Source organism: Xanthobacter sp. SG618 (genome assembly GCF_012932745.1).
Classification (GTDB): Bacteria; Pseudomonadota; Alphaproteobacteria; order Rhizobiales; family Xanthobacteraceae; genus Xanthobacter; species Xanthobacter flavus.
Genome location: NZ_JABBHL010000004.1, coordinates 295016 through 319331 on the forward strand (window position 1 = coordinate 295016; position 24316 = coordinate 319331).

General features: G+C 68.9%; 20 protein-coding genes. 17 read left to right on the plus strand and 3 right to left on the minus strand.

Features of this window, described 5'->3' with window-relative positions:
- The first annotated feature begins 10 nt into the window (after positions 1 to 10).
- From FHT36_RS13390 to FHT36_RS13400, 3 genes are all read left to right on the plus strand, one after another.
- Positions 11 to 1066 carry an ABC transporter ATP-binding protein gene (locus FHT36_RS13390; RefSeq protein WP_169122990.1) on the plus strand — a complete coding sequence of 352 codons (1056 nt, stop codon included), beginning with the start codon at positions 11 to 13 and terminating at the stop codon, positions 1064 to 1066.
- 41 nt (positions 1067 to 1107) lie between these two features.
- Positions 1108 to 2082, plus strand: coding sequence for a dipeptidase (locus tag FHT36_RS13395; protein WP_169122991.1), 975 nt, complete (start codon positions 1108 to 1110; stop codon positions 2080 to 2082).
- Between the two features lie 178 nt (positions 2083 to 2260).
- Positions 2261 to 2791: a 4-vinyl reductase gene (locus tag FHT36_RS13400; protein ID WP_169122992.1), complete on the plus strand. Its 531-nt coding sequence runs from the start codon at positions 2261 to 2263 to the stop codon at positions 2789 to 2791.
- Between the two features lie 70 nt (positions 2792 to 2861).
- Here the strand turns inward: FHT36_RS13400 and FHT36_RS13405 are convergent, their stop codons facing one another.
- Positions 2862 to 4343 (minus strand): carbohydrate porin, encoded by a 1482-nt coding sequence (locus FHT36_RS13405; RefSeq protein ID WP_169122993.1) that lies wholly within the window; start codon positions 4341 to 4343, stop codon positions 2862 to 2864.
- 410 nt (positions 4344 to 4753) lie between these two features.
- On the opposite strand from FHT36_RS13405, the gene FHT36_RS13410 reads away from it, so the two are divergent.
- Positions 4754 to 5905, plus strand: a complete 1152-nt coding sequence (locus FHT36_RS13410) for a diguanylate cyclase (RefSeq protein WP_169122994.1) — start codon at positions 4754 to 4756, stop codon at positions 5903 to 5905.
- A gap of 23 nt (positions 5906 to 5928) precedes the next feature.
- Here the strand turns inward: FHT36_RS13410 and FHT36_RS13415 are convergent, their stop codons facing one another.
- On the minus strand, positions 5929 to 6849 hold the full coding sequence (locus tag FHT36_RS13415; RefSeq protein ID WP_210257740.1) for a LysR family transcriptional regulator: 921 nt from the start codon (positions 6847 to 6849) through the stop codon (positions 5929 to 5931).
- Between the two features lie 104 nt (positions 6850 to 6953).
- Here FHT36_RS13415 and FHT36_RS13420 point away from each other — a divergent pair, with 104 nt between their 5' ends.
- The 8 genes from FHT36_RS13420 (at position 6954) to cls (ending at position 17022) form a co-directional block, all read left to right on the plus strand.
- Positions 6954 to 8126, plus strand: a complete 1173-nt coding sequence (locus FHT36_RS13420) for an MFS transporter (RefSeq protein ID WP_169122995.1) — start codon at positions 6954 to 6956, stop codon at positions 8124 to 8126.
- Positions 8127 to 8543: 417 nt separating this feature from the next.
- Entirely contained in the window at positions 8544 to 9515 is a 972-nt protein-coding gene (locus tag FHT36_RS13425; RefSeq protein WP_169122996.1) for an ABC transporter substrate-binding protein, read from the plus strand.
- 10 nt (positions 9516 to 9525) lie between these two features.
- The gene (locus FHT36_RS13430; RefSeq protein WP_169122997.1) at positions 9526 to 10347 is read left to right on the plus strand and encodes an ABC transporter permease; all 822 of its coding nucleotides are present in this window, start codon (positions 9526 to 9528) and stop codon (positions 10345 to 10347) included.
- Positions 10348 to 10382: 35 nt separating this feature from the next.
- Entirely contained in the window at positions 10383 to 11213 is an 831-nt protein-coding gene (locus tag FHT36_RS13435) for an ABC transporter ATP-binding protein (protein WP_246702230.1), read from the plus strand.
- 190 nt (positions 11214 to 11403) lie between these two features.
- On the plus strand, positions 11404 to 13281 hold the full coding sequence (locus tag FHT36_RS13440) for an ATP-binding protein (protein WP_169122999.1): 1878 nt from the start codon (positions 11404 to 11406) through the stop codon (positions 13279 to 13281).
- Positions 13271 to 14644: a sigma-54 dependent transcriptional regulator gene (locus FHT36_RS13445; protein ID WP_169123000.1), complete on the plus strand. Its 1374-nt coding sequence runs from the start codon at positions 13271 to 13273 to the stop codon at positions 14642 to 14644. Before FHT36_RS13440 ends, FHT36_RS13445 begins: the two co-directional genes overlap by 11 nt.
- A gap of 15 nt (positions 14645 to 14659) precedes the next feature.
- Positions 14660 to 15508, plus strand: a complete 849-nt coding sequence (locus FHT36_RS13450; RefSeq protein WP_169123001.1) for a 3-keto-5-aminohexanoate cleavage protein — start codon at positions 14660 to 14662, stop codon at positions 15506 to 15508.
- A gap of 68 nt (positions 15509 to 15576) precedes the next feature.
- Positions 15577 to 17022 (plus strand): cardiolipin synthase, encoded by a 1446-nt coding sequence (gene cls, locus FHT36_RS13455; RefSeq protein ID WP_169123002.1) that lies wholly within the window; start codon positions 15577 to 15579, stop codon positions 17020 to 17022.
- A 49-nt stretch (positions 17023 to 17071) separates the two neighbouring features.
- Here cls and FHT36_RS13460 read toward each other — a convergent pair whose 3' ends face one another.
- A complete protein-coding gene (locus FHT36_RS13460; RefSeq protein ID WP_169123003.1) occupies positions 17072 to 17590 on the minus strand; it encodes a MarR family winged helix-turn-helix transcriptional regulator in 519 nt (172 codons plus the stop codon).
- 139 nt (positions 17591 to 17729) lie between these two features.
- Here FHT36_RS13460 and FHT36_RS13465 point away from each other — a divergent pair, with 139 nt between their 5' ends.
- From FHT36_RS13465 to FHT36_RS13485, 5 genes are read left to right on the plus strand one after another with little or no spacing between them, the layout of a single operon-like run.
- Positions 17730 to 19007: an amidohydrolase/deacetylase family metallohydrolase gene (locus tag FHT36_RS13465; RefSeq protein WP_169123004.1), complete on the plus strand. Its 1278-nt coding sequence runs from the start codon at positions 17730 to 17732 to the stop codon at positions 19005 to 19007.
- Positions 19004 to 19867 carry an alpha/beta hydrolase gene (locus FHT36_RS13470; protein ID WP_169123005.1) on the plus strand — a complete coding sequence of 288 codons (864 nt, stop codon included), beginning with the start codon at positions 19004 to 19006 and terminating at the stop codon, positions 19865 to 19867. The genes FHT36_RS13465 and FHT36_RS13470 overlap by 4 nt, the downstream gene beginning before the upstream one ends.
- Positions 19864 to 22221, plus strand: coding sequence for a xanthine dehydrogenase family protein molybdopterin-binding subunit (locus FHT36_RS13475; RefSeq protein ID WP_169123006.1), 2358 nt, complete (start codon positions 19864 to 19866; stop codon positions 22219 to 22221). The genes FHT36_RS13470 and FHT36_RS13475 overlap by 4 nt, the downstream gene beginning before the upstream one ends.
- Positions 22218 to 23081, plus strand: coding sequence for a xanthine dehydrogenase family protein subunit M (locus FHT36_RS13480; RefSeq protein ID WP_169123007.1), 864 nt, complete (start codon positions 22218 to 22220; stop codon positions 23079 to 23081). The genes FHT36_RS13475 and FHT36_RS13480 overlap by 4 nt, the downstream gene beginning before the upstream one ends.
- Positions 23078 to 24292, plus strand: coding sequence for a 2Fe-2S iron-sulfur cluster-binding protein (locus FHT36_RS13485; RefSeq protein ID WP_169123008.1), 1215 nt, complete (start codon positions 23078 to 23080; stop codon positions 24290 to 24292). The genes FHT36_RS13480 and FHT36_RS13485 overlap by 4 nt, the downstream gene beginning before the upstream one ends.
- The last annotated feature ends 24 nt before the right edge of the window (positions 24293 to 24316 follow it).

The following is a 24316-nucleotide window of genomic DNA, read 5'->3' on the forward strand; positions in this document are numbered from 1 at the left end:
AGCGAGCTCCATGTCCGATGTCGTGCTGCAATCCATCGTCAAGCGCTACGACGCCATGACCGCCGTGGACCATGTGTCCCTTACCATCGGCGAGGGGGAACTGGTGGCGCTGCTCGGCCCCTCCGGCTGCGGCAAGACCACGACGTTGCGCATGGTGGGCGGCTTCATCCCCGTCACCGAGGGGCGCATCCTTGTGGGCGGGCGCGACCTCACCCACCTGCCGCCGAACAAACGCAACATGGGCTTCGGCTTCCAGAACTACGCGCTGTTCCCGCATATGAGCGTGGCGGAGAACGTCGCGTTCGGGCTGGAGATGCGCAAGCTCCCCAAGGCCGAGATAATGGCAAAGGTGAAGACCGCCCTCGACCGGGTGAAGCTTTCCCACCTCGCCGAGCGCCTGCCCAAGCAGCTCTCCGGCGGCCAGCAGCAGCGCGTGGCGCTGGCCCGCGCCCTCGTCATCGAGCCGGACGTGCTGCTCCTGGACGAGCCGCTCTCCAACCTCGACGCGCAGCTGCGCCACGAGATGAAGACCGAGATCCGTACCCTGCAGCAGCAGCTCGGCATCACCACCATCTTCGTCACCCACGATCAGGACGAGGCGCTGTCAGTGGCCGACCGGGTGGTGCTCATGCGCGCCGGCAAGATCGAGCAGCAGGGTTCGCCGGACGATCTCTTCGGCCGCCCCGCCTCGCGCTTCGCCGCCGAGTTCATGGGCGTGACGAACCTGCTGCCCGGAGAGTTGGCCGGCGTCGGCCGCTTCCGCCTCGCCAGCGGCGAGGAGGTGCGCGTGCATCCGGTGGGCGTCGGTGGCGATCTCTCCCTCGCGCTGCGGCCGGAGCGGCTGGCACTCGACGCAGACGAGCCCGACCACAACGCCCTTTCGGCGGTGGTGGACCTCGCCACCTATCGCGGCCTCGTCATCGACTATCGCGTGGCGACGGCCTCCGGCCTCGTCCTCATCGCGCGCCGCCCCTCGCCCGCGGTGGGCGGCCCCGCGCCGCTCAAGCCCGGCCAGCCGGTGCGCGTCTCCTGGCATCCCGACGCCGGCACGCTGGTGCCGGCCTGAGCCTTTCCTGCATTCTCGCGTCCAATAAAGGGGGAAACCCGGTGTCCGACCTCCACGACAAGCTCATCGTCATCGACGGGCTCATCATCTCCGACTTCTCCCGCCCGGTGTTCGAGGACATGCGCAAGGGCGGCCTCACCGCCGCCAACTGCACCTGCTCCATCTGGGACAACTTCACCGATACGATGCGCAACATCGCTCGGTGGAAGAAGGATTTCGCCGCCAACGCGGACCTCATCTCGCAGGTCTACTCCACCGCCGACATCCTCAGGGCGAAGCAGGAGGGCAAGACCGGCATCATCCTCGGCTGGCAGAACACCACCGCCATCGAGGACCACCTCGAATATCTCGAGCTGTTCCACGAGCTCGGCGTGCGCATCATCCAGATGACCTACAACACCCAGAACTGGGTGGGCTCCGGCTGCTATGAGAGCCGCGACAGCGGCCTCTCCGACTTCGGCCGTGACGTGGTGGCGGAGATGAACCGCCTCGGCATCCTGTGCGATCTCTCCCATGTGGGGCCGAAGACCTCGGAAGACACCATCCTCGCCTCGAAGCAGCGCGTCGCCTATTCCCACTGCCTGCCGGCCGGCCTCAAGGCGCATCCGCGCAACAAGACCGACGAGCAGCTGCGCTTCATCGCCGACCAGGGCGGCTTCATCGGCGTCACCATGTTCCCGCCCTTCCTGAAGAAGGGGCCGGCCTCCACCGTCGCCGACTATGTGGAGGCGATGGAATATGTCATCGACATCGCCGGCGAGGACATGGTGGGCGTCGGCACCGACTTCACCCAGGGCTATGGCAAGCCCTTCTTCGACTGGATCACCCACGACAAGGGCACCGGCCGCAAGCTCACCGACTTCGGCGAGGTCATCAATCCCGAGGGCTTCCGCGTGATCGGCGACTTCCCCAACCTCACTGCGGCGATGGAAGAGCGCGGCTGGTCCACCGGGCGCATCGAGAAGGTGATGGGTGGCAACTGGCTGCAGTTGCTCAAGGATGTGTGGGGGAAGTGAGGAAGACTCTTTGAGGTTGCCCGCTGTGGTGCTTTGAACGGTCGTCATCCCCCGGCTTGTCCGGGGGATCCACCGGGCCGACAAAACGGCGCATCCATTCGTGAACCGGGCGAGCGGGAAAGTGGCCCCCCGGGACACGCCGGGGCATGACAGTGCATCAAGCCGGAGCGAGGAACCCATGGCGAAGCCCGAAGTCGAGATCGACGTGGACCCCGAGACAGGCCGCTGGTTCGTGGACAAGATGCCCATGATCCTGGTGCCGCAGCACTTCTACAACAACAATCACCTCGCCATCGAGGCGGCACTGGGGGCGGAGGCGTTCGACGCGGCGCTGGCGCCGGCAGGCCGGCTCTCGGCCTTCGTGTGGTGCGAACGGCAGGCCGAGGTCTATGGCCTTTCCGGCGCCGACGTATTCGCGCACTACATGAAACGGCTGTCGCAGCGCGGCTGGGGGCGCTTTTCCATCCTCGCGCTCGACCCGGCGGCGGGGACGGCGACGATCCGGCTCGATCACTCCTCCTTCGTCACGGACGCGACGAAGGGGGCGGACCGCAAGCTCTGCTACATGTTCGCGCCGTGGCTTGCCGGGGCGCTGGAATTCGTGTGCGAGCAGGCGGGCGCGCCGCGCCGGCTTCAGGCCCGCGAGGTGCAATGCGCCGCTGAGGGCTTCGACCACTGCCTGTTCGAGGTGGCTCCCACCGCGGGCTGAGCGCAAGCCATTACGCCAGACGCAAAAAAGCCGGGCGACCTCGCGGCCGCCCGGCTTTTTCTTGGAATGCTCAGTAGTTGATGGTGGTGCGCACGCCGAACACGGCGGCATTCTTCACCAGCGAGATGCCGAGGGGATCGTTCGGGTTGAGCACGCCGCCGCCGGGATTCCAGATGTACTGGAAGTCGGGCTGGATGGTCCAACCGGGCATCACCTGCGCCGAATAGGTCACTTCCAGCACCGTCTCGCTGCTGCGGATGGGATAGTAGGACCCGTTGTAGAGCGCGGTGTAGAGGTCGGCCTGCTGGGCGGCGTTGGTCACCCGCGCATTGCCGAAGGCGACGCCGAACGCGTCGTCCTCGCGGCCCGGGACGAGGCCCTTGAAGGTGATGCCGCCATCCCAGTAGAAGCCGAGCTGGTTCTGCTCGCTGGGCGCCGCCGTCACACGCCCGAAGACGCTGATGCCCTTGTCCTTGGTGCCGGGCTTGCGCCAGATCATCTGGTCGATGATGGCGTAGAAGGCGTAGTCACCCTGGATCTGCTTGGCGAGACCGATGGAAGCGGGGCTCGCCAGCGGCACGCCGAAGATGTCGTAGACCTGGCTGTTGAACGAGTTGGAATTGTACCAGCCACCGACCTTGACGGTGCCGGGCAGCCAGGCGGCGTTCTCCGCCTTGTTGTAGCTGTAGGCCACTTCGCCGATCACGAACACGCCCTGATCGACGATGAAGTTCAGGCCATACTTGTTCTCTTCCTGGGGGTCGCCGCAGCAGGGCGCGGGATTGCCGTTGAACAGGCCGACGAGCACCGTCCACTCGTCGTTCGGCACCCACTTCACACGCACGCCGGGGGTGGCGAGGGGATAGGCGGGACCGCCGCTCGGCAGGTCGGCGGCGAACAGAGCCGGCCAGCCGAAGGTGGAGTTCAGGAACAGCGAACCATTGTCCGAGATGGCGAATTCCGAATCGGCGGAAAGCTGGCCGAAGCGGATGGAGGACTTGCCGTCACCGAACGCCTGCTCGATGTAGAGCTCGAACAGGCGGGTCGTGGAGAGGGCGTCCACATTGCTGACGCCCATGATGTTGCCGAGATACTGGCCGGAGAAGCCCGAGCCCTGAATCTGCAGCACGCTGGCGTGGAAGGTCGCGCCCTTCCAGTTGAACAGCTTGTCCAGATCGGCATCGAGCGAGAACTGGAAGCGGCCGTTATAGGCGGTGCCGGTGCCGAGGCCGCCCTCGGTGTTGCGCCAGAGCTCGCCAATATAGTTCACGCCGACCTTGATGCCGGCTTCCGCCAGCTTGGGACGGTAGCCGCCCCAGTCGCCGAGCCAGCCGAGCTGCGGGGCGATGGAGGGCTCCGCCTCCTCTTCCGCAGGGGCAGCGGCCGGCGCCTTGGTGGCCATGTCGGCCGCGTGCGCGGTGCCGAGCATGGGCGCGCCCAGCAGCGCACCGGCGGCGACGCCGGCAAGAAGATAGCGGCCGAGAAGGGTCCGCGTGCCCGGAAGGTCCCCGCTTCTGCCGCGGGCGGCGGTCCGAAACACGGTATCCAGCATCTCTAAATCCCCCAGATCACAGCCAGCGGCGAAGCCCCGATCAGGGTCGCGCGACTGCCGAAAGCCTGAACGGCACCCGCCCGGCCCACGAAGGGCCCGCAAATCGCCGCTAATGAGCCCGGATTGGGGGTGAGCGGCCCCGCTTTGTCAATCGGCGGAGCCCCCTTATTGATATAGAATATCTCTAAACTGGCGGTATCGAAATGCGGGCGCAATTTCGGCCTACGTCGGAAAAAGCTCGATATCCTTTGGGCTTGCCTGACATCAATCCGTTACCGCCGACCTCGCTCGCCCCCTCGGCGTCACCGAGGGGCATGATCGATCGTCCGGGATTGTGGTAACTATGCAACGCGCCTCGCCGGCGACAGGAAGCCAAGGACGGCACCCGGGCGCACCATGACCGACTCCCCATGACCGACGCCACATTTCTGCTGCTCATCAATTGCGCGATCGGCCTGACCTTCGCTGCGGCGTTTCTCGCCGTCTCCAGGCGCTCTTCGGTCCGGCTGGGGCGATGGTGTGCCGCCGCCTTCGCCTGCGCCGCCGCCACCGTCCTCATCGAGGCGCTGGCGCCCGGCATCCCCTCCGTCAGGCTCGCGTCCACACTCTCGTTCGGATCGCTCATGGCGGCGGTCTTCTTCATCGCGGCCGGAATGCTGCGCCACTACCGGCCCGCTTCGCGCCTTGGCTGGCCCGGTGCGGCGGCGCTCCTCGCGGTGGCCTTCACGGCGCTCGCCGGCGTCGATCTCCCGCGCGGAGGATGGGCGCAGGCGCTAACCTATCAACTGCCCTTCGCGGCCATGCTCGCCTTCGCCGCCGGCACGGTGCTGCGGCATTCGCCCGGGCGCGCGGTGGACCTTGTGCTTGCCGGCGTGCTGGGGCTCTGCGCGCTGCAGTTCGCGGCGAAGGCGGTTCTCATTCCGCTCGACGGGGCCGACAACGGCGTCCGCGATTATCTGACGAGCGCCTATGCCCGCTATTCGCAGACGGCCGGCAGCATCCTCTCGCTGATGCTCGGCGTGGCGCTGCTCGCGCTCGTGGTAACGGAGGTTATCGCCGAGGCCACCGGGCGGCTGGAGCGGGACGGCCTTTCCGGCGTCCTCACCCGCACCGCCTTTTTCGAACGCGCGGAGCGCCTCGCGGACGCCGCGCCGCCGGGCTCCGGCATCGGCCTGCTCATCTGCGACCTCGATCATTTCAAGGCGATCAACGACAGGTTCGGCCATTCGGCCGGCGACGAGGTGATCCGGCGATTCGGGGCGGTGCTGGCGTCGTGCGCCGGTCCCGCGGATCTGTGCGGGAGGATCGGCGGCGAGGAATTCTGCCTGCTGATGCCTGCGGCCGACGCGGCGAGCCTGCTGCGCGTCGCCCAGCGGCTGAGGGAAGCGACGGAGCACTTGAGCTGGCCCGGCCTGCCCCCCGGGCATCGCGTCACCACAAGCCTCGGCGCCGCCCTGGCCGCGCAGGGCGAGCCGCTGGCGACAGCGCTGCGCCGCGCCGACATGGCGCTCTACCGGGCCAAGGCCGAAGGCCGCAACCGCGTGCAACTGGCCGAGGGCTGATCCGCCCCGCCCGATCGCGACGCTCAGGCCGGCGGCGCGCGGCGGAGCTTCTCGGCGAGGAAATCCACGAAGACGCGCACGCGGGCCGGCGTGTTGGCGCCGCCCACGAACACCGCGTGGATGCTTTCCCGGTCCTGCGGGTTGAACGCTTCGAGCAGCGGCACCAGCGCGCCGCTGGCAAATTCGCCGCGCGCATTGGCCTCATCGATGTGGAAATTGCCTACGCGGGTGATGCCCACGCCCTGCGCGGCGAGTTGCACCAGCGTCTCGCCATTGTTCGCGGTGATGTTGCCCTTCACCTCCAGCATGTAGTCGCGCCCGTCCTCGCGGAACGGCCAGCCGGGCTCGATGCGGCGGAAGCTGAAATCGAGGCAATTGTGCCGGGCAAGGTCCGCCGGCACGCGGGGCGTGCCGTGGCGGGCGAGATAGGACGGCGCGGCGATGACGGTGCGCCCGGTCTCACCGAGGCGGCGGGCGGTCAGCGGGCTGTCGGCGAGGGGGCCGAAGCGGATGGCCACGTCCACCCGCCCGCCAAGCACGTCGGCGATCTCGTCGCTCAGCTCCATCTCCACCTCGATGTCCGGATAGCGCGCCACGAATTCGCCGAGCAGCGGCACGATGACGAGGCGGCCATGGGCCATGGAGGCGCTGACCCGGATGCGCCCGCGCGGATTGGCGCGGTCGGCCAGCGCCGCCTCCGTCTCATCGATGTCGGCGAGGATGCGACGGGCGGCGCGGGCATAGGCCTCGCCTTCTTCCGTGAGACGCAACTGGCGGGTGGTCCGCACCATCAGGCGCACGCCCAGCCGCGCCTCGATGCGGGCCAGGATGCGGCTCACCGCCGAGGGGGTGAGGCCCAGCTCGCGGGCCGCCCCGGAGAGGCTGCCGGCACACGCGACCTTGAGGAAGGCGGCCATCTCTCCGGTCCGGTCGGGGCGGTCCATTCGTGACTCCGGCGCACAGATGCTGGACCCGGATCGTCTCTATTGCTGCACTGCAATGTCAACCATATTCCGTGGCAACACGATTTGCCCCGGAGTTCCCTCCCATGAAGATCAACCTGCCGCTGGTGGCGCTCGCCATCGGCGCCTTCGGCATCGGCGTCACCGAATTCTCGCCCATGGGGATGCTGCCGATCATCGCCTCGGACCTCGGCGTCTCCATTCCCGCCGCCGGCCTGCTGGTGAGCGCCTATGCCTTCGGCGTGCTGGTGACCGCGCCCATCATGACGCTCGCCTTCGCCAGCATGCCCCGTCGCCGGCTGCTGGTGCTGTCCATGGGCATCTTCACCGTGGGCAACCTCATCTCCGCCTTCGCCGACGGCTACTGGATGCTGCTCGCCGGCCGCATCGTCACCTCCTTCAACCACGGCGCCTTCTTCGGCGTCGGCGCGGTGGTTGCGGCGAGCGTGGTGCCGGCGGACAAGCGCGCCGGGGCGGTCGCCGCCATGTTCTCGGGCCTCACCATCGCCACCATCGGCGGCGTGCCGCTCGCGGCGTGGGTGGGCGAGGTGGTCGGCTGGCGCATGGCGTTCTTCGGCATCGCCGTCATCGGTGCCATCGCCATGGTGGCGGTGCGCCTCTCCCTTCCGCCGCTGGAGGTTCAGGGCGAGAGCGACATGCGCGCCGAACTGAAGGTGCTCATGCGCGGCCCGGTGCTCGCCGCGCTGCTGCTGACCGTGGTCAGCTCCAGCGCCATGTTCACCGTCTTCACCTATATCGCGCCGATCCTGCAGGTGGAGACCGGCGCCGCCTCCGGCTTCGTCACCGCCATGCTGGTGGTCTACGGGCTGGGGCTCGCGCTGGGCAACTGGCTGGGCGGGCGCTTCGCCGATCGCTCGCTGGACGGCACGCTCATCGGCTCGCTGACGGCGGTGGCGGTGCTGCTGGTGCTGTTCGTGCCGGGCATGCGCTCGCACCTCGCCACGGTGCCGCTGGTCTTCCTCTGGGGCATCGCCAGCTTCGCCCTCGTGCCGCCGCTGCAGATGCGGGTGGTGCACGAGGCGTCCGAGGCGCCGCACCTCGCCTCGGCGATGAATATCGGCGCCTTCAACCTCGGCAATGCGCTGGGCGCGGCGCTGGGCGGGGCGGTGATCGATGCCGGCCTCGGCTATCCCGCCGTCTCCCTCGCCGGCGCGGGCACGGCCCTCGCGGGCCTCGCCTTCACCCTGCTGCTGCGGCGCGGCCGCCGCGGGCTCGAAGCTGCGCCCGCCCGGGGCTGATGAGGACCATCGATGGCCGCTGCGGATGCGGCCATCCATTCCCCAACGGAAAAGACCGGCGCCAGATTCGTGCGCTGCTCACGAGTGCAGATCCCATGTCCGCTCGTCCGTTGATGCTCTGTCACGGACGTTGCAAGGCTCAGCTTACGCCGCGCCTACAGGCGAACGGTCAGGGCGGGGAGAATTTGAGGTGGTTTCGGGCACGGGAACGGGCGCGCGCCACGCGGCGAACTTCCGCCGCGCCCGCACCCCGCGTGGCGGATTTCCGCCATCCCCATGCGGGCAGCCCGGGAAAACGTTGTTTCATTTCAAGGACTCATGAAAGCCCCGCGCCTTCCGCAAGGGTGGCATGCGCGGTGCAAAGGCTGGCGCATCATCCGAACCGGCACCAATGCCGGGCTCCCTGGGAGAAACGCCGTGCTGAAACGACTTCGCATCACCGCCACCCTTGTGTCCGCCGTCCTGATGTCCGCCGCGGCGGCCGGCGCGGTCTCGGCCCAGGAGACGGTGCGGGTGGGCAACCTCAAGCTCGCCCATTTCGCCGGCGTCTCCTACATGAAGGAGATCGCGCCGAGCTGCGGGATCACCATCGACCTCAAGCTCTTCCCCAAGGGTCCGGACGTGATGCAGGCGATCCTCGCCGGCGAGCTGGACGTAGGCGCCACCGCCTCCGAGGCGGCGATTTCCGGCCGTGGCAACGGCGCGCCCATCTACATCGTCGGCGGCTTCGCCAGCGGGGGCGCGCGCCTTCTGGCGACCCCCGACAGCGGCATCAAGTCGGTGCCCGACATGAAGGGCAAGCGCGTGGGCGTCACCCGCGGCTCCATCCAGGAAGTGCTGCTGGCCGCGGAACTGGGCAAGAACGGCATGTCCGCCAAGGACATCACCATCGTCTATCTCGGCTATCCCGACCTGAACCAGGCGCTGCTGCAGAAGCAGGTGGACGCCATCATGCAGACCGAGCCGCAGTCCGCGCAGGCCATCGCCCGCGGCTTCGGCGTGGAAGTGCTGAAGCCCTACGACACGCCCATCGGCTCGCCCATCCGCACGTTGGTGATGAGCGAGAAGTTCTACAAGGAACACCCCGAGACGGCCAAGAAGCTGATGGACTGCTTCGTGAAGGCGCAGAAGACCTTCATGAACGACCCCAAGGCCGCCGAGAAGTTCGTGACGCAGGACGTATTCAAGGGCCAGCTCACCGGCGAGGAATTCCAGGAAGCCCTCGCCAACTCGCCCTACTCCCTCGACATGAGCGCCGACCACATCCAGAAGACCACGGACGTGATGGCCAAGTACGGCGTCGGCAAGATGTCCGCCCCCGCCAAGGCCGAGGACTGGGTGAAGCTCGATTTGCTCAACGCTGCCAAGTCGGCCAACGGCGTGAAGTGAGGGCGGCCCCATGAACATCTCGCGCTTCAAGGCGCTCGGCGAGGGGCTGCTTGTGCCCGTCGCCGTGGTGCTGCTCTGGCAGATCGCCTGCTCGGCCGGCTGGGTGAACCCCATGGTGCTCCCCTCCCCCGCCGCCGTCGCGGCGCGCTGGTGGAGCTACCTCGCCCCCCTCGAACCCTTCGACCCGGCAACGGAATCGAAGATCGCGTGGATCTTCTCCGGAGAGCTGATCCATGATTCCCTCGCCAGCCTCTCGCGGGTGGTCATGGGCTTCGTGGTGGGCGCGGGCCTCGCGCTACCGCTCGGCCTATTCATGGGCACGAGCGATTCCATCTATCGCTATGTCAATCCGCTGATGCAGGTGCTGCGGCCCATTCCGCCCATCGCCTATATCCCGCTCTCGATCCTGTGGTTTGGCCTCGGCAATGCGCCGGCGGTGTTCCTCATCGCCATCGGCGCCTTCTTCCCGGTGCTGATGAACACCATCGCCGGCGTGCGGCACGTGGACAGCATCTATATCCGCGCCGCCCGCAGCCTCGGGGCGAGCCGCCTCACCATCTTCCGGCGGGTGATCCTGCCGGCGGCCACGCCCTACATCCTGTCGGGCGCGCGCATCGGCATCGGCACCGCCTTCATCGTGGTGATCGTGGCCGAGATGATCGCGGTCAATAACGGCCTCGGCTTCCGCATCCTGGAGGCCCGGGAATACTTCTGGTCGGACAAGATCATCGCGGGAATGCTGACCATCGGCCTGATCGGCCTTGCCATCGATCTCGCCGTCAGCCGCCTGAACAATCATCTGCTGCGCTGGCATCGCGGCCTGGAATCGTAGGGAACGCCATGCCCACCGCAACGCCCCTCGCAACCATGCCCGCCCCCTCCCCCGCCGTGCTGGCGAACGCCGCCCGGCCGCACATCGTGGTGTCGGACGTCGACAAGCGCTTCGTCATCCCCGGCGGCGAGATCGTCGCCCTGAAGGACATCGACCTCACCATCAATGAGGGCGAGTTCGTGTGCCTGCTCGGCCCCTCGGGCTGCGGCAAGTCCACCCTGCTGAACGCCATCGCCGGCTTCTCGGCACCCACGACCGGCACCATCACGGTGGACGGCCGCGCGGTGAAGGATCCCGGGCCGGACCGGGGCATGGTGTTTCAGGAATACGCCCTGTTCCCGTGGATGACGGTGGCGCAGAACATCGCCTTCGGCCTTGAGATCAAGGGCATGGGCCGCGCCCAGATCGAGCCCAAGGTGAACGAGCTGCTCGCCATGTTGAAGCTCGCGGAATTCCGCGACCGCTTCCCCAAGGACCTGTCCGGTGGCATGCGCCAGCGCGTCGCCATCGCCCGCGTGCTGGCGCTCGACAGCCCGGTGATGCTGATGGACGAGCCGTTCGGCGCGCTCGACGCCCTCACCCGCCGCTCGCTGCAGGACGAACTCATCCGCATCTGGTCGGCGACGGGCAAGACCATCGTGTTCGTCACCCACTCCATCGAGGAGTCCATCTATCTGGCGGACCGCATCGTCGTGCTCACCTACCGGCCGGGCACCATCAAGCGGGACATCAGGGTGGAGCTGCCGCGCCCGCGGGATTCGGCTTCGACCGCCTTCAACGAGCTGAAGCGGGAATTGTCCGCCCTCGTCACCGCCGAGCAGCACCGCTTCGAGGAGGTCGAGGTCAAAGGCTTGACCACCGACTGAGGGCGGACCAGCATCCCCCGCCTGGAGCGTTTCCGTCTTTTCAGGGGATCGGGAAACGCCCCAGGTTACCGGGCAGGTTACCGGGTTCGCGCATTTTCTTCACGCGAACCGGTATCCCCTTCGCTCGAAAATGCTTGCAGGCCGGGCCGCGCGAGGCCTGGCCGCACGACCTTGAGGACGCGGAATTTCCATGCGACCGAACCGCATCACGGCCCTCGGCGCCGTGCTGTCCGCCCTGCTGGCGGCGGCTGCGGTTTTCGCCGTTCTGGAAGCCGGAGAGATGGCCGAGGCGCGGGTGGGCGAGCGCCTCGCCTCGGATGCGCGCCACCGGGCGGAAATCTATGCCCAGAGCCTCGAAGGCGCCATCGAGCGGTTCGGCTATCTGCCCGCCGCCGCCGCTCTCGATGAAAACGTGAAGCGCCTGCTTGCCACCCCCTCGGATGGCGAACAAGTGGCGCAGGTGAATGCCTATCTCGAAACGCTGAACCGCGCCGCCGGCGGCACCGTGCTCTATCTGCTGGCGCCGGGCGGCATGACCATCGCCGCCTCCAACTGGAACACGCCGGAAACCTATGTGGGGACGGATTTCAGCTATCGCCCCTATTACACCGAGGCCATGGCGGGCGGCACCGGCCGTTTCTATGCGGTGGGCACCCTCACCGGCGTGCCCGGCTATTTCATCAGCGCGCCGGTGATGGTGGACGGCAAGGTGGCCGGCGTGGTGGCGACCAAGGTCAATCTCGACCCGCTGGAAGCGGTCTGGCATGAGGCCGCCGATACCGTGCTGGTGGCGGACGAGCACGGCATCGTCTTCCTTGCCTCGGACCCGAAGTTCAAGTTCCGCGCGCTTCGGCCCATCGACGCCACCGCCGCCGCCGAAATGGCCCGCACCCGCCAGTATGGCCACAAGTCCTATCCCCTGCTGCGCATGGGGCGGGGCGAGGACGAAGGTGGCCTTAAGGTGCTGTCGGGCTCGGACATCAGCCCCGCCGGCCTCGTCCTCCGCGATGAGAAGGACCTGCCCACCTACGACTGGCAGCTGCAGCTCTTCACCGATGCCGCGCCGGTGGTGCTGGCCGGGCGCTCCGCCCGCATCGGCATGACACTGGCGCTGGTCATTCTCGGCCTCGTCGGCCTCTATTGGCGCCAGCATCTCAAGCGCGCCCGCGAAACCCTTGCCGCGCAGGCGGCCCTCGCCGCCGCCCATCGGGAGCTGGAAGGCAAGGTGGTGGAGCGCACCGCCGACCTCTCAGCCGCCAACACCCGGCTCGCCGCCGAGATCGAGGAGCGGCGCCGCGCCGAAAGCGAGCTGCGCGCCGCACAGGACGAGCTGGTGCAGGCCGCCAAGATGGCGACCCTCGGCCAGATGGCGGCGGGCGTGACCCACGAGCTGAACCAGCCGCTGACCGCGCTTCGGGCGCTGGCCGACAACACCGCCAAGCTGCTCCAGCACGGCCGCGAGGAGGATGCGGAGGCGAACCTTGCCCGCATCGCCGCGCTGGTGGACCGCCTCGGCAAGATCACCGGCCAGTTGCGCGCCTTCGCCCGCCGCACCTCCAGCGAGAAGGGGCCGGTGGATGCCGCGGCGGTGCTGGCGGAAAGCCTCGCCATCCTCGCCCCGCGCTTGCGCGCATCCGGCGCTCGCGTCGTCAGCGCACTGGACCCCGACGCCGCGCAGGTGATGTTCGAGCCCATCCGCCTCAGCCAGGTGCTGGTGAACCTCGTGGGCAATGCCCTCGACGCGGTGAAGGGGCGGCCGGAAGCTTGGGTCCGCATCGTCTCCTACCGGGAAGGCGGCCGCATCGTGCTCACGGTGGAGGACAATGGACCGGGGCTGTCGGATGGCGCGGCGGAGCGCATCTTCGATCCCTTCTTCACCACCAAGCCGGCGGGCGAGGGGCTGGGCCTCGGCCTGCCCATCTCCCTCGCCATCGCCCGCGACTTCGGCGCCACCCTCACCGCCCGTACCCGCGCAGAAGGTGGCACCGCCTTCGATCTCGCAATGGATGCGGCCGAGGCCGAAGCACACCTGCCCCTTCCCGCGGAGCCGCTGCGCCATGTTTCCTGAACGCGCCTTCTCCGCCGAGGCCGAAGCCCCTCGCCACGCCAGCCGCCCCCGGGTTCTGCTGGTGGACGACGAGGAGATGATCCGCCTCTCCATCGAGCAGACGCTGGACCTCGCCGGCATCGACGTGGCCTCATTCGCCAGCGCAGAGGCCGCCTTGCCCGCCATCGGCCGGGACTATCCCGGCATCGTCGTCACCGACGTGCGCCTGCCCGCACGCGACGGGCTGGAGCTGCTGGCGGATATCCGCCGCCGCGATCCGGAGCTGCCGGTGGTGCTCATCACCGGCCATGGCGACGTGGCCATGGCGGTCAGCGCCATGCGCGAGGGCGCCTACGACTTCATCGAGAAGCCGTTCGTGAGCGACGCCTTCGTGGAGGTGGTGAAGCGCGCGCTGGAGAAGCGCGCCCTCGTGCTGGAGAACCGGCGCCTGCGCACCGCCCTCGACCGGGGCGATGCCATCGAGCGGCATCTCGTCGGCCAGTCGGCGGCCATCCGGCGGCTGCGGGACGACGTGGCGCAACTCGCCTCCACCAGCGCCGACGTGCTGGTGCTGGGCGAGACCGGCGCCGGCAAGGAGCAGGTCGCCCGCGCCCTGCACGAGGGCGGCGTCCGGCGCGACAAGCCGTTCGTGGCGGTCAATTGCGGCGCCATCCCCGAGAGCATGTTCGAGAGCGAGATGTTCGGCCACGAGGCCGGCGCCTTCACCGGCGCCGGCAAGCGGCGCATCGGCAAGATCGAGCACGCCTCCGGCGGCACCCTCTTCCTCGACGAGGTGGAGAGCATGCCCCTCGCCATGCAGGTGAAGCTGCTGCGCGTGCTGCAGGACCGGCGCATCGAGCGCCTGGGCTCCAACACGCCGGTGCCGGTGGACCTGCGCGTCATCGCCGCCACCAAGGAAGACCTCGGCGCGCTCGCCGATGCCGGACGCTTCCGGAAAGACCTGTTCTTCCGCCTCGACGTGGTGAAGCTCTCCCTCCCGCCCCTGCGTGAGCGGCGGGAGGACATCCCGCTCCTGTTCGAGCTGTTCCTGGTGCAGGCGGCGGTGAAGTATCAGCGGCCGGTGGTGGAGGTTCCACCCTCCCTCAGGCGCGCGCTGATGCTGGCGGACTGGCCGGGCAATGTGCGCGAGCTGAAGAACGCCGCCGAGCGCCACATGCTCGGCTTCCTCGCACCCGATTTCACCGGCGGCGCCGCCGCCGCGCCGAGCCTCAACGAATTGCTGGACCGGGTGGAGCGCCTCGTCATCGAGGATGCGCTGAAAGCCTCCGGCAACCGCGTCTCCGCCGCCGCGCTCGCCCTCAATATTCCCCGCAAGACCCTGCACGACCGCATGAAGCGGCTGGGCCTCACCACCACCGACTGACACATCCGGACCGTCATGACCGCTACCGCCCCCGCCGAGGCCCTCCTCTGGCCGCCCCTCGTCATCGCCAATGCCCCCAACGGCGCCACCCGCACCAAGGCGGACCACCCGGCTCTGCCCATGACCGCGGCGGAGCTGGCGCGGAACGCGGCCGAAATCGTCGAGGCGGGCGCCGCCCTCATCCACATCCATGTGCGCGACGCCGAGGGGCGGCATCTCCTGGATGCGGACGCCTATCGCGAGGCCACCGCCGCCATCCGGCGCGAGGTGGGGGACAGGCTGGTGGTGCAGGCGACATCCGAGGCGGCGGGACGCTACAAGGCGCCGGAGCAGATCGCCGTGGTGCGCGCCCTGCGGCCGGAGGCGGTCTCCCTCGCTCTGCGCGAGATCATCCCGGACGAGGCGCACGAGGCGGCCGCCGCCGACTTCTTCGCCTGGCTGCGGCGCGAGCGCATCATGGTGCAGATCATCCTCTATTCGCCGGAGGAGGTGCATCGCTATTCCGCGCTGAAGGGGCGCGGCGTGCTGGGAGACGGCGAGGATTTCCCGCTCTTCGTTCTCGGCCGCTACACCAGCGGACAGGTCTCCACGCCCGCCGACCTCGTGCCCTTCCTCGCCGCCGCCGGCACGCCGCCGCGGCTTTGGGCCATGTGCGCCTTCGGGCCGAAGGAGAATGCCTGCGCTCTCACGGCCTCCGGCCTCGGCGGCCATGTGCGGGTCGGGTTCGAGAACAACCTGTTCGCGCCCGACGGCACCCTGGCGGACGCCAATGCCGCGCAGGTGCGGCGCGCGGCGGAGGGCGCGCGGCTGCTGAACCGGCCGCTCGCCACGGCCGATGGGGTGCGGGGACTCTACGCCGCCTGACGGCGTTCGCGCGGACGGCGAAGATGATCTAGAACGGCAGCGCTCCTCTCACCGGGCGTGCCGCCGACATGCAAGACTCCGCCGTCATCGCCTGGGTGTTTTACGCCGCCCACCTCAGCCTGCAGATCATCTTCGTCATCCGCGCCCTGCTGCGCCCCCATCGCGAGCCCGCCTCGCGCATGGCCTGGGTGCTGGTGATCCTGCTGGCGCCCGTGGTGGGCATGCTCGCCTACGTCCTGTTCGGCGAGGTCAATCTGGGGCGCAAGGCCGTGGAGAGCCTGCGTGCGGCGGTGCGCGCCCTGCCGCCGGCGGAGGGTGTCGCCGGACCTTCGGCGGAGGCGGACATCCCAGAGCGCCATGTGCCGCTGTTTCGGGTCGGCCAGTCGGTGAACCATTTCCTGCCGGTCGCGGGCAACCGTGCCGAATTGCTCCCGGATTCCACCTCCGCCATCGCCGCCATGGTGCGGGACATCGATGGCGCGCGGCAGAGCGTGCATGTGCTGTTCTACATCTGGCTCGATGATGCGAGCGGACGATCGGTGATGGAGGCGCTGAAGCGCGCGGCGGCGCGCGGCGTCGCCTGCCGGGCCATGGCGGATGATCTGGGCTCCCGCGCCCTCATCCGTTCCGCCTTGTGGCGCGACATGGCAGCGGCGGGGGTGCGGCTCGCCACGGCCCTGCCCATCGGCAACCCGCTGCTGCGTCCGTTCAAGGGGCGCATCGACATGCGCAACCACCGCAAGATCGTGGTGATCGACAATACCATCACCTATTGCGGCAGCCAGAACTGCGCCGACGCCGCCTTCGCGGTGAAGGCGAAGTTCGCCCCCTGGGTCGACGTGATGGCGCGGTTCGAGGGGCCGGTGGTGCGCCAGAACCAGCATCTGTTCGCCAGCAACTGGATGGCGCAGGTTCAGGAAGACCTCGCCCCCCTCTTCGCCGAGCCCCTGCCGCCGCCGCAACCCGGCTTCGTGGCGCAGGTGATCGGCTCGGGGGCGGGCGTGCGCTACTCGGCCATGCCGGAGATGTTCGTCGCGCTGATGAATGCGGCCCGGCGCGAGCTGGTCATCACGACGCCCTATTACGTGCCGGACGAACCCCTGCAGGCGGCCCTCTGCTCCGCCGCCCGGCGCGGTGTGGCGACCACCATCGTGTTCCCCAGGCGCAATGACAGCTGGATCGTCGCCGCCGCCAGCCGCAGCTATTACCACGAGCTGTTGGAGGCGGGCGTCGAGATCCGGGAATATGTCGGCGGCCTGCTCCACGCCAAGACGCTGACCCTCGACGGCGAAGTGACCTTGATCGGCTCCGCCAACATCGACCGCCGCAGCTTCGAGCTGAATGCGGAGAACAACATCCTCCTCTACGACCCCGCCTTCACCCGCACGCTGCGGCAACGCCAGCAGGTGTTCCTCGATGCCGCGACGCCGGTGACGCAGGACGATGCGGACGCCTACAGCGCGCCCCGCCGGCTGTGGAACAACACCATCGCCATGCTCGGCCCGGTGCTGTAGCCGCTGCCGGTTTTCCGGGCGCCTATTTCTTAGGCGCCTGCTGCCGAAATCAGAGCAGATCGGACGAGGCCTGCCGTCCGCCATGGGCCGCGACGATTTTCTTCATGGCTTCAATGAATTGCTGCCGCTCCTCGGGCGTCAGCATCTCCACCGTCACCGCATGGGCGCGGCGGGCGGCAGCCTCCATCTCCTCCAGCAGGCGGCGCCCCTCCTCGGTGAGCGAGCAGCTTTGAGAGCGACGGTCAGTGGCCGACGTGCCGCGCCGCACGAGGCCCCGCGCCTCAAGGCGTTTCAAGGCCCCGGTGGTGGTGGTGCGATCCAGCGCGACAATGCGCGACAGGGTGGTCTGGTCCGCCTCGGCGTGGTCCGCGAGCGCGGACAGCAGGCTGTATTGCACCGGCGTCACCCCGAACGGGGCACACAGCTCAGAAAACAGGCTGACATGGATCTGGTGCACCCGCCGCGCGAGGAAGCCGGGGCGGTCCGCGAGCGGCCAATCCTCATGGACCACGGCCTCGGGCTCCACCTTGGATGCCTTTGAATTTTTACGCGTTTTCGTCACGTCCATCCCCTCCGGCGCGTGGCGCCGCTCTCGGAAAATTGATCTAAATCAAAACTGGCACGCGCCCTGCATTTGGAAAATGCGACGTATGCTTCGCTTTTCCAAGGCGGTCCCGAGACCGCACATGCATGGACGGAGACCCATGATGGCTGAACCCGCCGGCTACGATATCCTCCTCAAGGGCGGACATGTCATCTGCCCCGCCACCGGCATCAACGGCATACGCGACGTCGCCGTCCGCGATGGCCGCATCGCTGCGGTGGAGGAGACGATCCTCCCCTCCAGCGCCACGGAGACCATCGACGTCTCCGGCAAGCTGGTGCTGCCCGGCATGATCGACACCCACGGCCATATCTACCAGTACGTGACCGGCCGCTTCGGCCTCAACCCGGATATGGTGGGCGTGCATTCCGGTGTCACCACCGTGATCGACCAGGGCGGCCCCTCCTGCATGACCCTGCCGGGCTTCCGCAAGTTCATCGCCGAGCCGTCCGACACCCGCATCTACGCCTTCCTCTCCGCCTATCTCGTGGGCGGCCTCGAAGGCCATTACTACCCCAACCTCTACAGCCCGGACTGCGTGGACATCGACGCCACCGTGCGCTCCGCCATCGCCAATCGGGATCTCGTGCGCGGCATCAAGGGCCATGCGGAGATCGGTGGCTTCGCCCGCTGGGGCATCCGGGTGATGGAGATGGCGGCCGAGATCGCCCGCCGCGCGGAAATTCCGCTCTACGTGCATTTCGGTACCCTGTGGGGCCTGCCGGAGAGCGGCGCCAACGGCGAGGACGCCGACACCATCCTCGAGCGCGTCATCCCGCTCCTGAAGGAAGGCGACGTGCTCGCCCACCCCTTCACCCGCCATCCCGGCGGCTTCGTGAACCAGAAGGGCGAGGTCCACCACGTCATCCAGGCGGCCCTCGACCGCGGGCTGAAGGTGGATGTGGGTCACGGCAGCCACTTCTCCTACCGCCTCGCGAAGAAGGCCATCGCCGCCGGCGTCGTGCCCCATACGCTGGGCGCCGACATGCACGGCTACAATACGCACGTCCCCGCCCCCGCCGGCACGCCGGAGGAGCACTATGACGACGAGAACCACCCCTTCAAGGGCCAGGCGCGCTTCAGCCTCACGCAGGCGATGAGCTCCATGATGGCGCTCGGCCTCTCGCTGGAACAGGTGGTGCCCATGGTCACCATCAATCCCGCGAAGATGATCGGCCTCACCGACCGCGTCGGCTCGCTCACCGTGGGCTATGCGGCCGACATCTCGGTGCTGGACGACAATCGCGGTCGCTTCCTGCTGCGCGACAACGAGGACACGAAAGTGGTGGCCGAGCGCCTGCTCACCCCCGCCTTCTGCCTGCGCGCCGGCAAGAAGTTCGGCGCCGACGCCGTCATCCTGCCCCAGGCGGTGGCGGCGTGAACCCGGCATCCGCAGCCGTTCGGCCGGCCCCGCAGGAGGTCTGGGACACCCTGTCCCAGGCCGAGCGGGATGCGGCCTACAACAACAATGCCGCGGTGAAGGACAGCGCGGCATGGGTCGAGGCGCGCGACAAGGCCGCCCCGCTCTTCCGCGCTGCCACGCCCGCCCATCTGGACATTCCCTATGGCTCCGGCGCCCGGCAGAAGCTGGACATCTATCCCGGCAAGCCGGGGGCGCCGTGCCTCGTCTTCATCCATGGCGGCTACTGGCAGCGCAACACCCGCGAGGTCTTCGCCCATTATGCGGAAGGCCTCCTCGCCCAGGGCTGGTCGGTGGCCATGCCCAGCTACACGCTGGCGCCGCAGGCGCGCCTCGGCGCGATCGTCGATGAGATCGGCGCCGCGCTCGACCTCATCGGCAAGGACGGCGCGCAATATGGCCTCACCGGCCCGGTGGTGATCTCCGGCTGGTCGGCGGGCGCACAGCTGGCGGTGATGCAGCTGGACCATCCCGCCGTAGCGGCCGGCCTCGCCATCTCCGGCGTCTATGAGCTGGCGCCGCTGCGCGACACCTTCCTCAACACCGCGCTCGATCTCTCGGACGCGGAGATCGCCGCCTGCTCGCCGCTCCGTCACGACCCGTCGCCGAAGCCGCTGGCCATCGCCTACGGCACGGCTGAAGTGCCGGCGCTGGTGCATGATTCCCGCGCGCTGGCGGCAAAGCGCGTGGCCGCCCATGCGCCGGGTGCCTTACTGCCCATCCTCGGCGCCAACCACTTCTCCATCCTCGACGAGCTGCGCCGGCCCGACGGTCTTCTGGTGCGCGCGGCGCTCGACCTGATGCCGGGAGCCCACGCATGACCGAACCCCGGTCCCACGAGGGCGTCGGCGCCCGTCTTCCCCGCAAGGAAGACGACCGGCTGATGCGCGGGCGCGGCCAGTTCATCGCCGACATCCGCATGGCCGGGATGCAGGAAGTGGCCTTCGTCCGCAGCCCGCTGGCGCATGCGCGCATCCGCGCCATCCACGTGCCGGAAGATCTGAAGGGCCGCGTCTTCACCGCCGCCGACCTCGACGGGGTGAAGCCCATCCGCGCCGTCTCCGGCCTGCCCGGCTTCAAGGTGTCGGAGCAGCCGGTGCTCGCCACCGGCAAGGTGCGGCAGGTGGGCGAGCTCATCGCCATGTGCGTCGCCGATACCCGCGCCGAGGCCGAGGACATGGCCGCCCGCGTGGAACTCGACCTCGAGGAGCTGCCCGCCCTGCACGACATGCTGGACGCCCGCAAGCCCGGCGCGGCGCTGGTGCATGAGCACTGGGGCGACAATGTCTTTCTCGAAAGCCTCGTGAACATCAACATCGAGGCCGCCTTCGACGCGCCGGTGAAGATTTCGCGCACCATCTCCACCGCCCGCCAGTGCATGGCGCCCATCGAAGGGCGCGGCACGGTGGTGCATTTCGATCACCGCTCCGACCAATTGGTGGTCCACACCGCCAGCCAGATGCCTCACATCGTCCGCTCCGGCCTCTCCGAATGCCTGGGGCTGGAAGAGGGGCAGATCCGCATCATCTCCCCGGACGTGGGCGGCGGCTTCGGCTACAAGGCCATCCTGCTCTGCGAGGACGTCTGCCTCGGCTGGCTCACGCGGAAGATCGGCCGGCCGGTGCGCTGGCTGGAAGATCGCCGCGAGCACCTGACCGCCAGCGCCAACTGCCGCGAGCACCATTACGAAATCACGCTCTATGCCGAGCGCGACGGCACGCTGCGCGGCATCGATTGCGAGGCGAGCGTGGATAGCGGCGCCTATTCCGCCTATCCCTTCTCCGCGTGCCTTGAAGCCGCGCAGGTGGCGAGCATCCTGCCCGGCCCCTACGACTTCCCGGCCTATCGCTGCCGCACCTGGTCGGTGGCCACCAACAAGTGCCCGATCCTGCCCTATCGCGGCGTGGCGCGCACCGGCGTGTGCTTCGCGCTGGAAGTGGCGCTGGATGCGCTGGCGGCCGAGCTCGGCCTCGCCCCGGAAATGGTGCGCCTGAAGAACCTCGTGCGGCCCGAGCAGATGCCGTTCGACAACATCACCAACAAGCATTTCGACAGCGGCAACTATCCGGAAGCTCTCCGGCAGGCGCTGGACGCCATCAAGGCCGATGCGGTGCGCACGCGCCAGCTCGCGGGGGAGCCGGACGGCCGCCGCATCGGCCTTGGCCTCTCCATCTATTGCGAGCAGGCCGCCCACGGCACCTCGGTCTATTCCGGCTGGGGGATTCCCATGGTGCCCGGCCACGAGCAGGCCGGCGCGCGCCTGACCCCAGACGGCGGGCTGGAACTGCGCATCGGCGCCCATTCCCACGGCCAGGGGCTGGAGACGACGCTGGCGCAGGTGGCCCACGAAATCCTCGGCATGCCCGTCGCCCGCACCCGCCTCGTACATGGCGACACGGCCATGACGCCCTATTCCACCGGCAGCTGGGGCTCGCGGGTGATGGTGATGGCCGGCGGCGCCGTGGCGACCGCCTGCACCGAGCTGTCCGAGCGCATCCGCCGCATCGGCGCGCACATGCTCCAGGCGCGGCCCGAGGATGTGCGATTGGAAGCCGGGCGCGTCATCGGCCCGTCGGGCGACGTGACCATCCAGCAGGTGGCCCACACCTGGTATCGCCGCCCGCAGGACCTGCCGGCGGACGTGGACCCCCACGGCCTCGAAGTCACCGCCGGCTACAAGCCGGTGCGCGACAGCGGCACCTTCAGCTACGCCGCCCACGCGGTGGTCGTTGCGGTGGACCCCGAGCTCGGCGAGGTGGAGATCCTCGATTACGCCATCGTGGAAGACGGCGGCACGCTGGTGAACCCCATGGTGGTGGACGGCCAGATCATCGGCGGCCTCGCCCAGGGCATCGGCACCGCACTCTATGAAGAGATGGCGTTCGATGCCTCCGGCCAGCCGCTCGCCTCGACGCTGGCGGACTATCTGCTGCCCGGCGCGCCGGAAGTGCCCATGCCCTTCATCGGCCACATGGAAACGCCCTCGCCCTATACCAAGTTCGGCGTGAAGGGCATCGGCGAGGGCGGGGCCATCGCGCCGCCCGCCGCCATCGCCAACGCCATCAACGACGCGCTGCGCCCGCTGGGCGCGGAGATGCTGCGCTCCCCCGTGACGCCCCGGCGCATCGTGGAGCAGGTGCTGGCGGTGCGCGCCGGTGAAAGGAGCGCGGCATGAAGCCCGCACCCTTCCGCATCGAGCGCCCGCGCACCATCGCCGACGCTGTCGCGCTCCTCGCCTCGGGCGGAGACGGCGCCAAGGTGATGGCCGGCGGCCAGTCCCTCGGCCCCATGCTCAATCTGCGCCTCGCGACACCCGACCTGATCGTCGATCTCTCCGGCATCGACACGCTGCGCTCCATGCGCGAAGAGGCCGGGCACATGGTCTATGGCGCCCTCGTCACCCACGCCGATGTGGAGGACGGCCGCGCCCCGGACGTGGGGGCGAACATCCTCCGGCGGGTGGCCGGCGGCATCGCCTATCGCGCCGTGCGCAACCGCGGCACCATGGGCGGCAGCCTCTCCCATGCCGATCCCGCCGCCGACTGGGTGAACGCTTTGTCCGTGCTCGGTGCCGAGGTGGAGATCGCCGGACCGGCGGGCACGCGCCGCCTCGCCATAAGCGCCTTCCTCGCCGGTGCGCTGGCCACGGCCCTGGAGCCGGGCGAGATCCTGGTTTCCGTTTGGGTGCCCAAGGTGCCCGCCACCGCGCGCTTCGGCTATGTGAAGCACTGCCGCAAGGTGGGCGAGTTCGCCCACGCCATCGGCGCCGTGCTGATCGATCCCACCACCGGAACCGGCCGCGCGCTGATGGGCGCCATCGACGCGCCGCCCCTCGTATTCGCCGACGCCGCGCCGCTCTTCGGCGGCCAGATCGATGCCGGCTTCGCCATGCGGTTCGATGCCTCCGCCGCCGATGCCGCGCTCATCGCAGCCGGCATGGCCGACACGGTGGACCGCCATGTCCATGTGGAGGTGCTGCGCCGCGCCGCCACGCAGGCCGCCAGCCTCTTCACCGACACGCGGAGCGCGGCATGACCGCTTCGCCAAGGCCCGAGACCATCGCCATGGGCGCGTCCCGCATGATTTCGCTGACCCTCAATGGTCGTCCCGTGACGGCCGAGACCGAGGGGCGCACCAACCTCGCCGATTTCGTGCGCGACACGCTGAACCTCACCGGCACTCATCTGGGCTGCGAGCACGGCGTGTGCGGCGCCTGCACCATCCTCGTGGATGGCGAGCCGGCGCGCGCGTGCCTTTCCTTCGCCGGCGCCTGCCAGGGGGCGGATGTCGTCACCATTGAGGGGCTGGACGACGATCCCGTCACCACCGAGTTGCGCGCCGCCTTCAATCGCGAGCACGCGCTCCAGTGTGGCTTCTGCACGCCCGGGATGCTCGTCTCGGCCCGCGACCTCGTGCTGCGCCTGCCCGAGGCGGACGAGACCCGCATCCGCCTCGGCCTCGCTGGCAATCTCTGCCGCTGCACCGGCTATGCGGGCATCGTGAAGGCGGTGGCCTCCGTCATCGCCGCGCGGCGCGCACAGGGCATCGGCCCGATGACCGCCGAACGCCCGCTCGGCCCGGTGGGCGCGCGGGCGGGGGGAGCGGTTTCCGCGGCTCAGCCGGCGAGCGTTGCCATCACGGCGCTGCCATCCTCCGTCACCACCTCCCTCGCCGAGGATTTCACGCCTGCCCACAGCTTCGAGCAGAGCTTCGAGGTGCCCTTCCCGCCGGCCGAGGTGTTCGCCTTCTTCGGCCGCATTGAGGAGGTCGCTGCCTGCCTGCCCGGCGCCGTCATTGATGCCATGCCCTCGCCGGAAAACGTGCAGGGCGGGATGCGGGTGAAGCTCGGCCCCATCGCCACCACCTTCCGCGGCAGCGCCCGCATCGGCCGCGATGACGCGACTACGAGCGGCACCATCCATGGCGCGGGGGCGGACGGGCGCTCGCGCACGGAAGGCCTCATCCGCTATCGCGTCACGGACGGCGCTGCGCCCGGCACCGCCCGCGTGGCGCTCGACGTGGGCTACACGCTGAAGGGGCCGCTCGCCCAATTCGGCCGCCCCGGCCTCGTGCGCGAGGTGGCGGGACGTCTCATCGCCGAGTTCGCCGCGAACCTCGAGGCCCGCCTTTCCGGTAGCGAGGCCCCGCCCGCCGAGGCGCGCGGCCTCGACCCGCTCAAGCTTCTCATCTCGCTCGTTTCCGACCGCCTTGGCCGCCTGTGGCGCCGCGGCGGCCCCACTTCTTGACCCTGACTGCCCTTTTCGAGACTG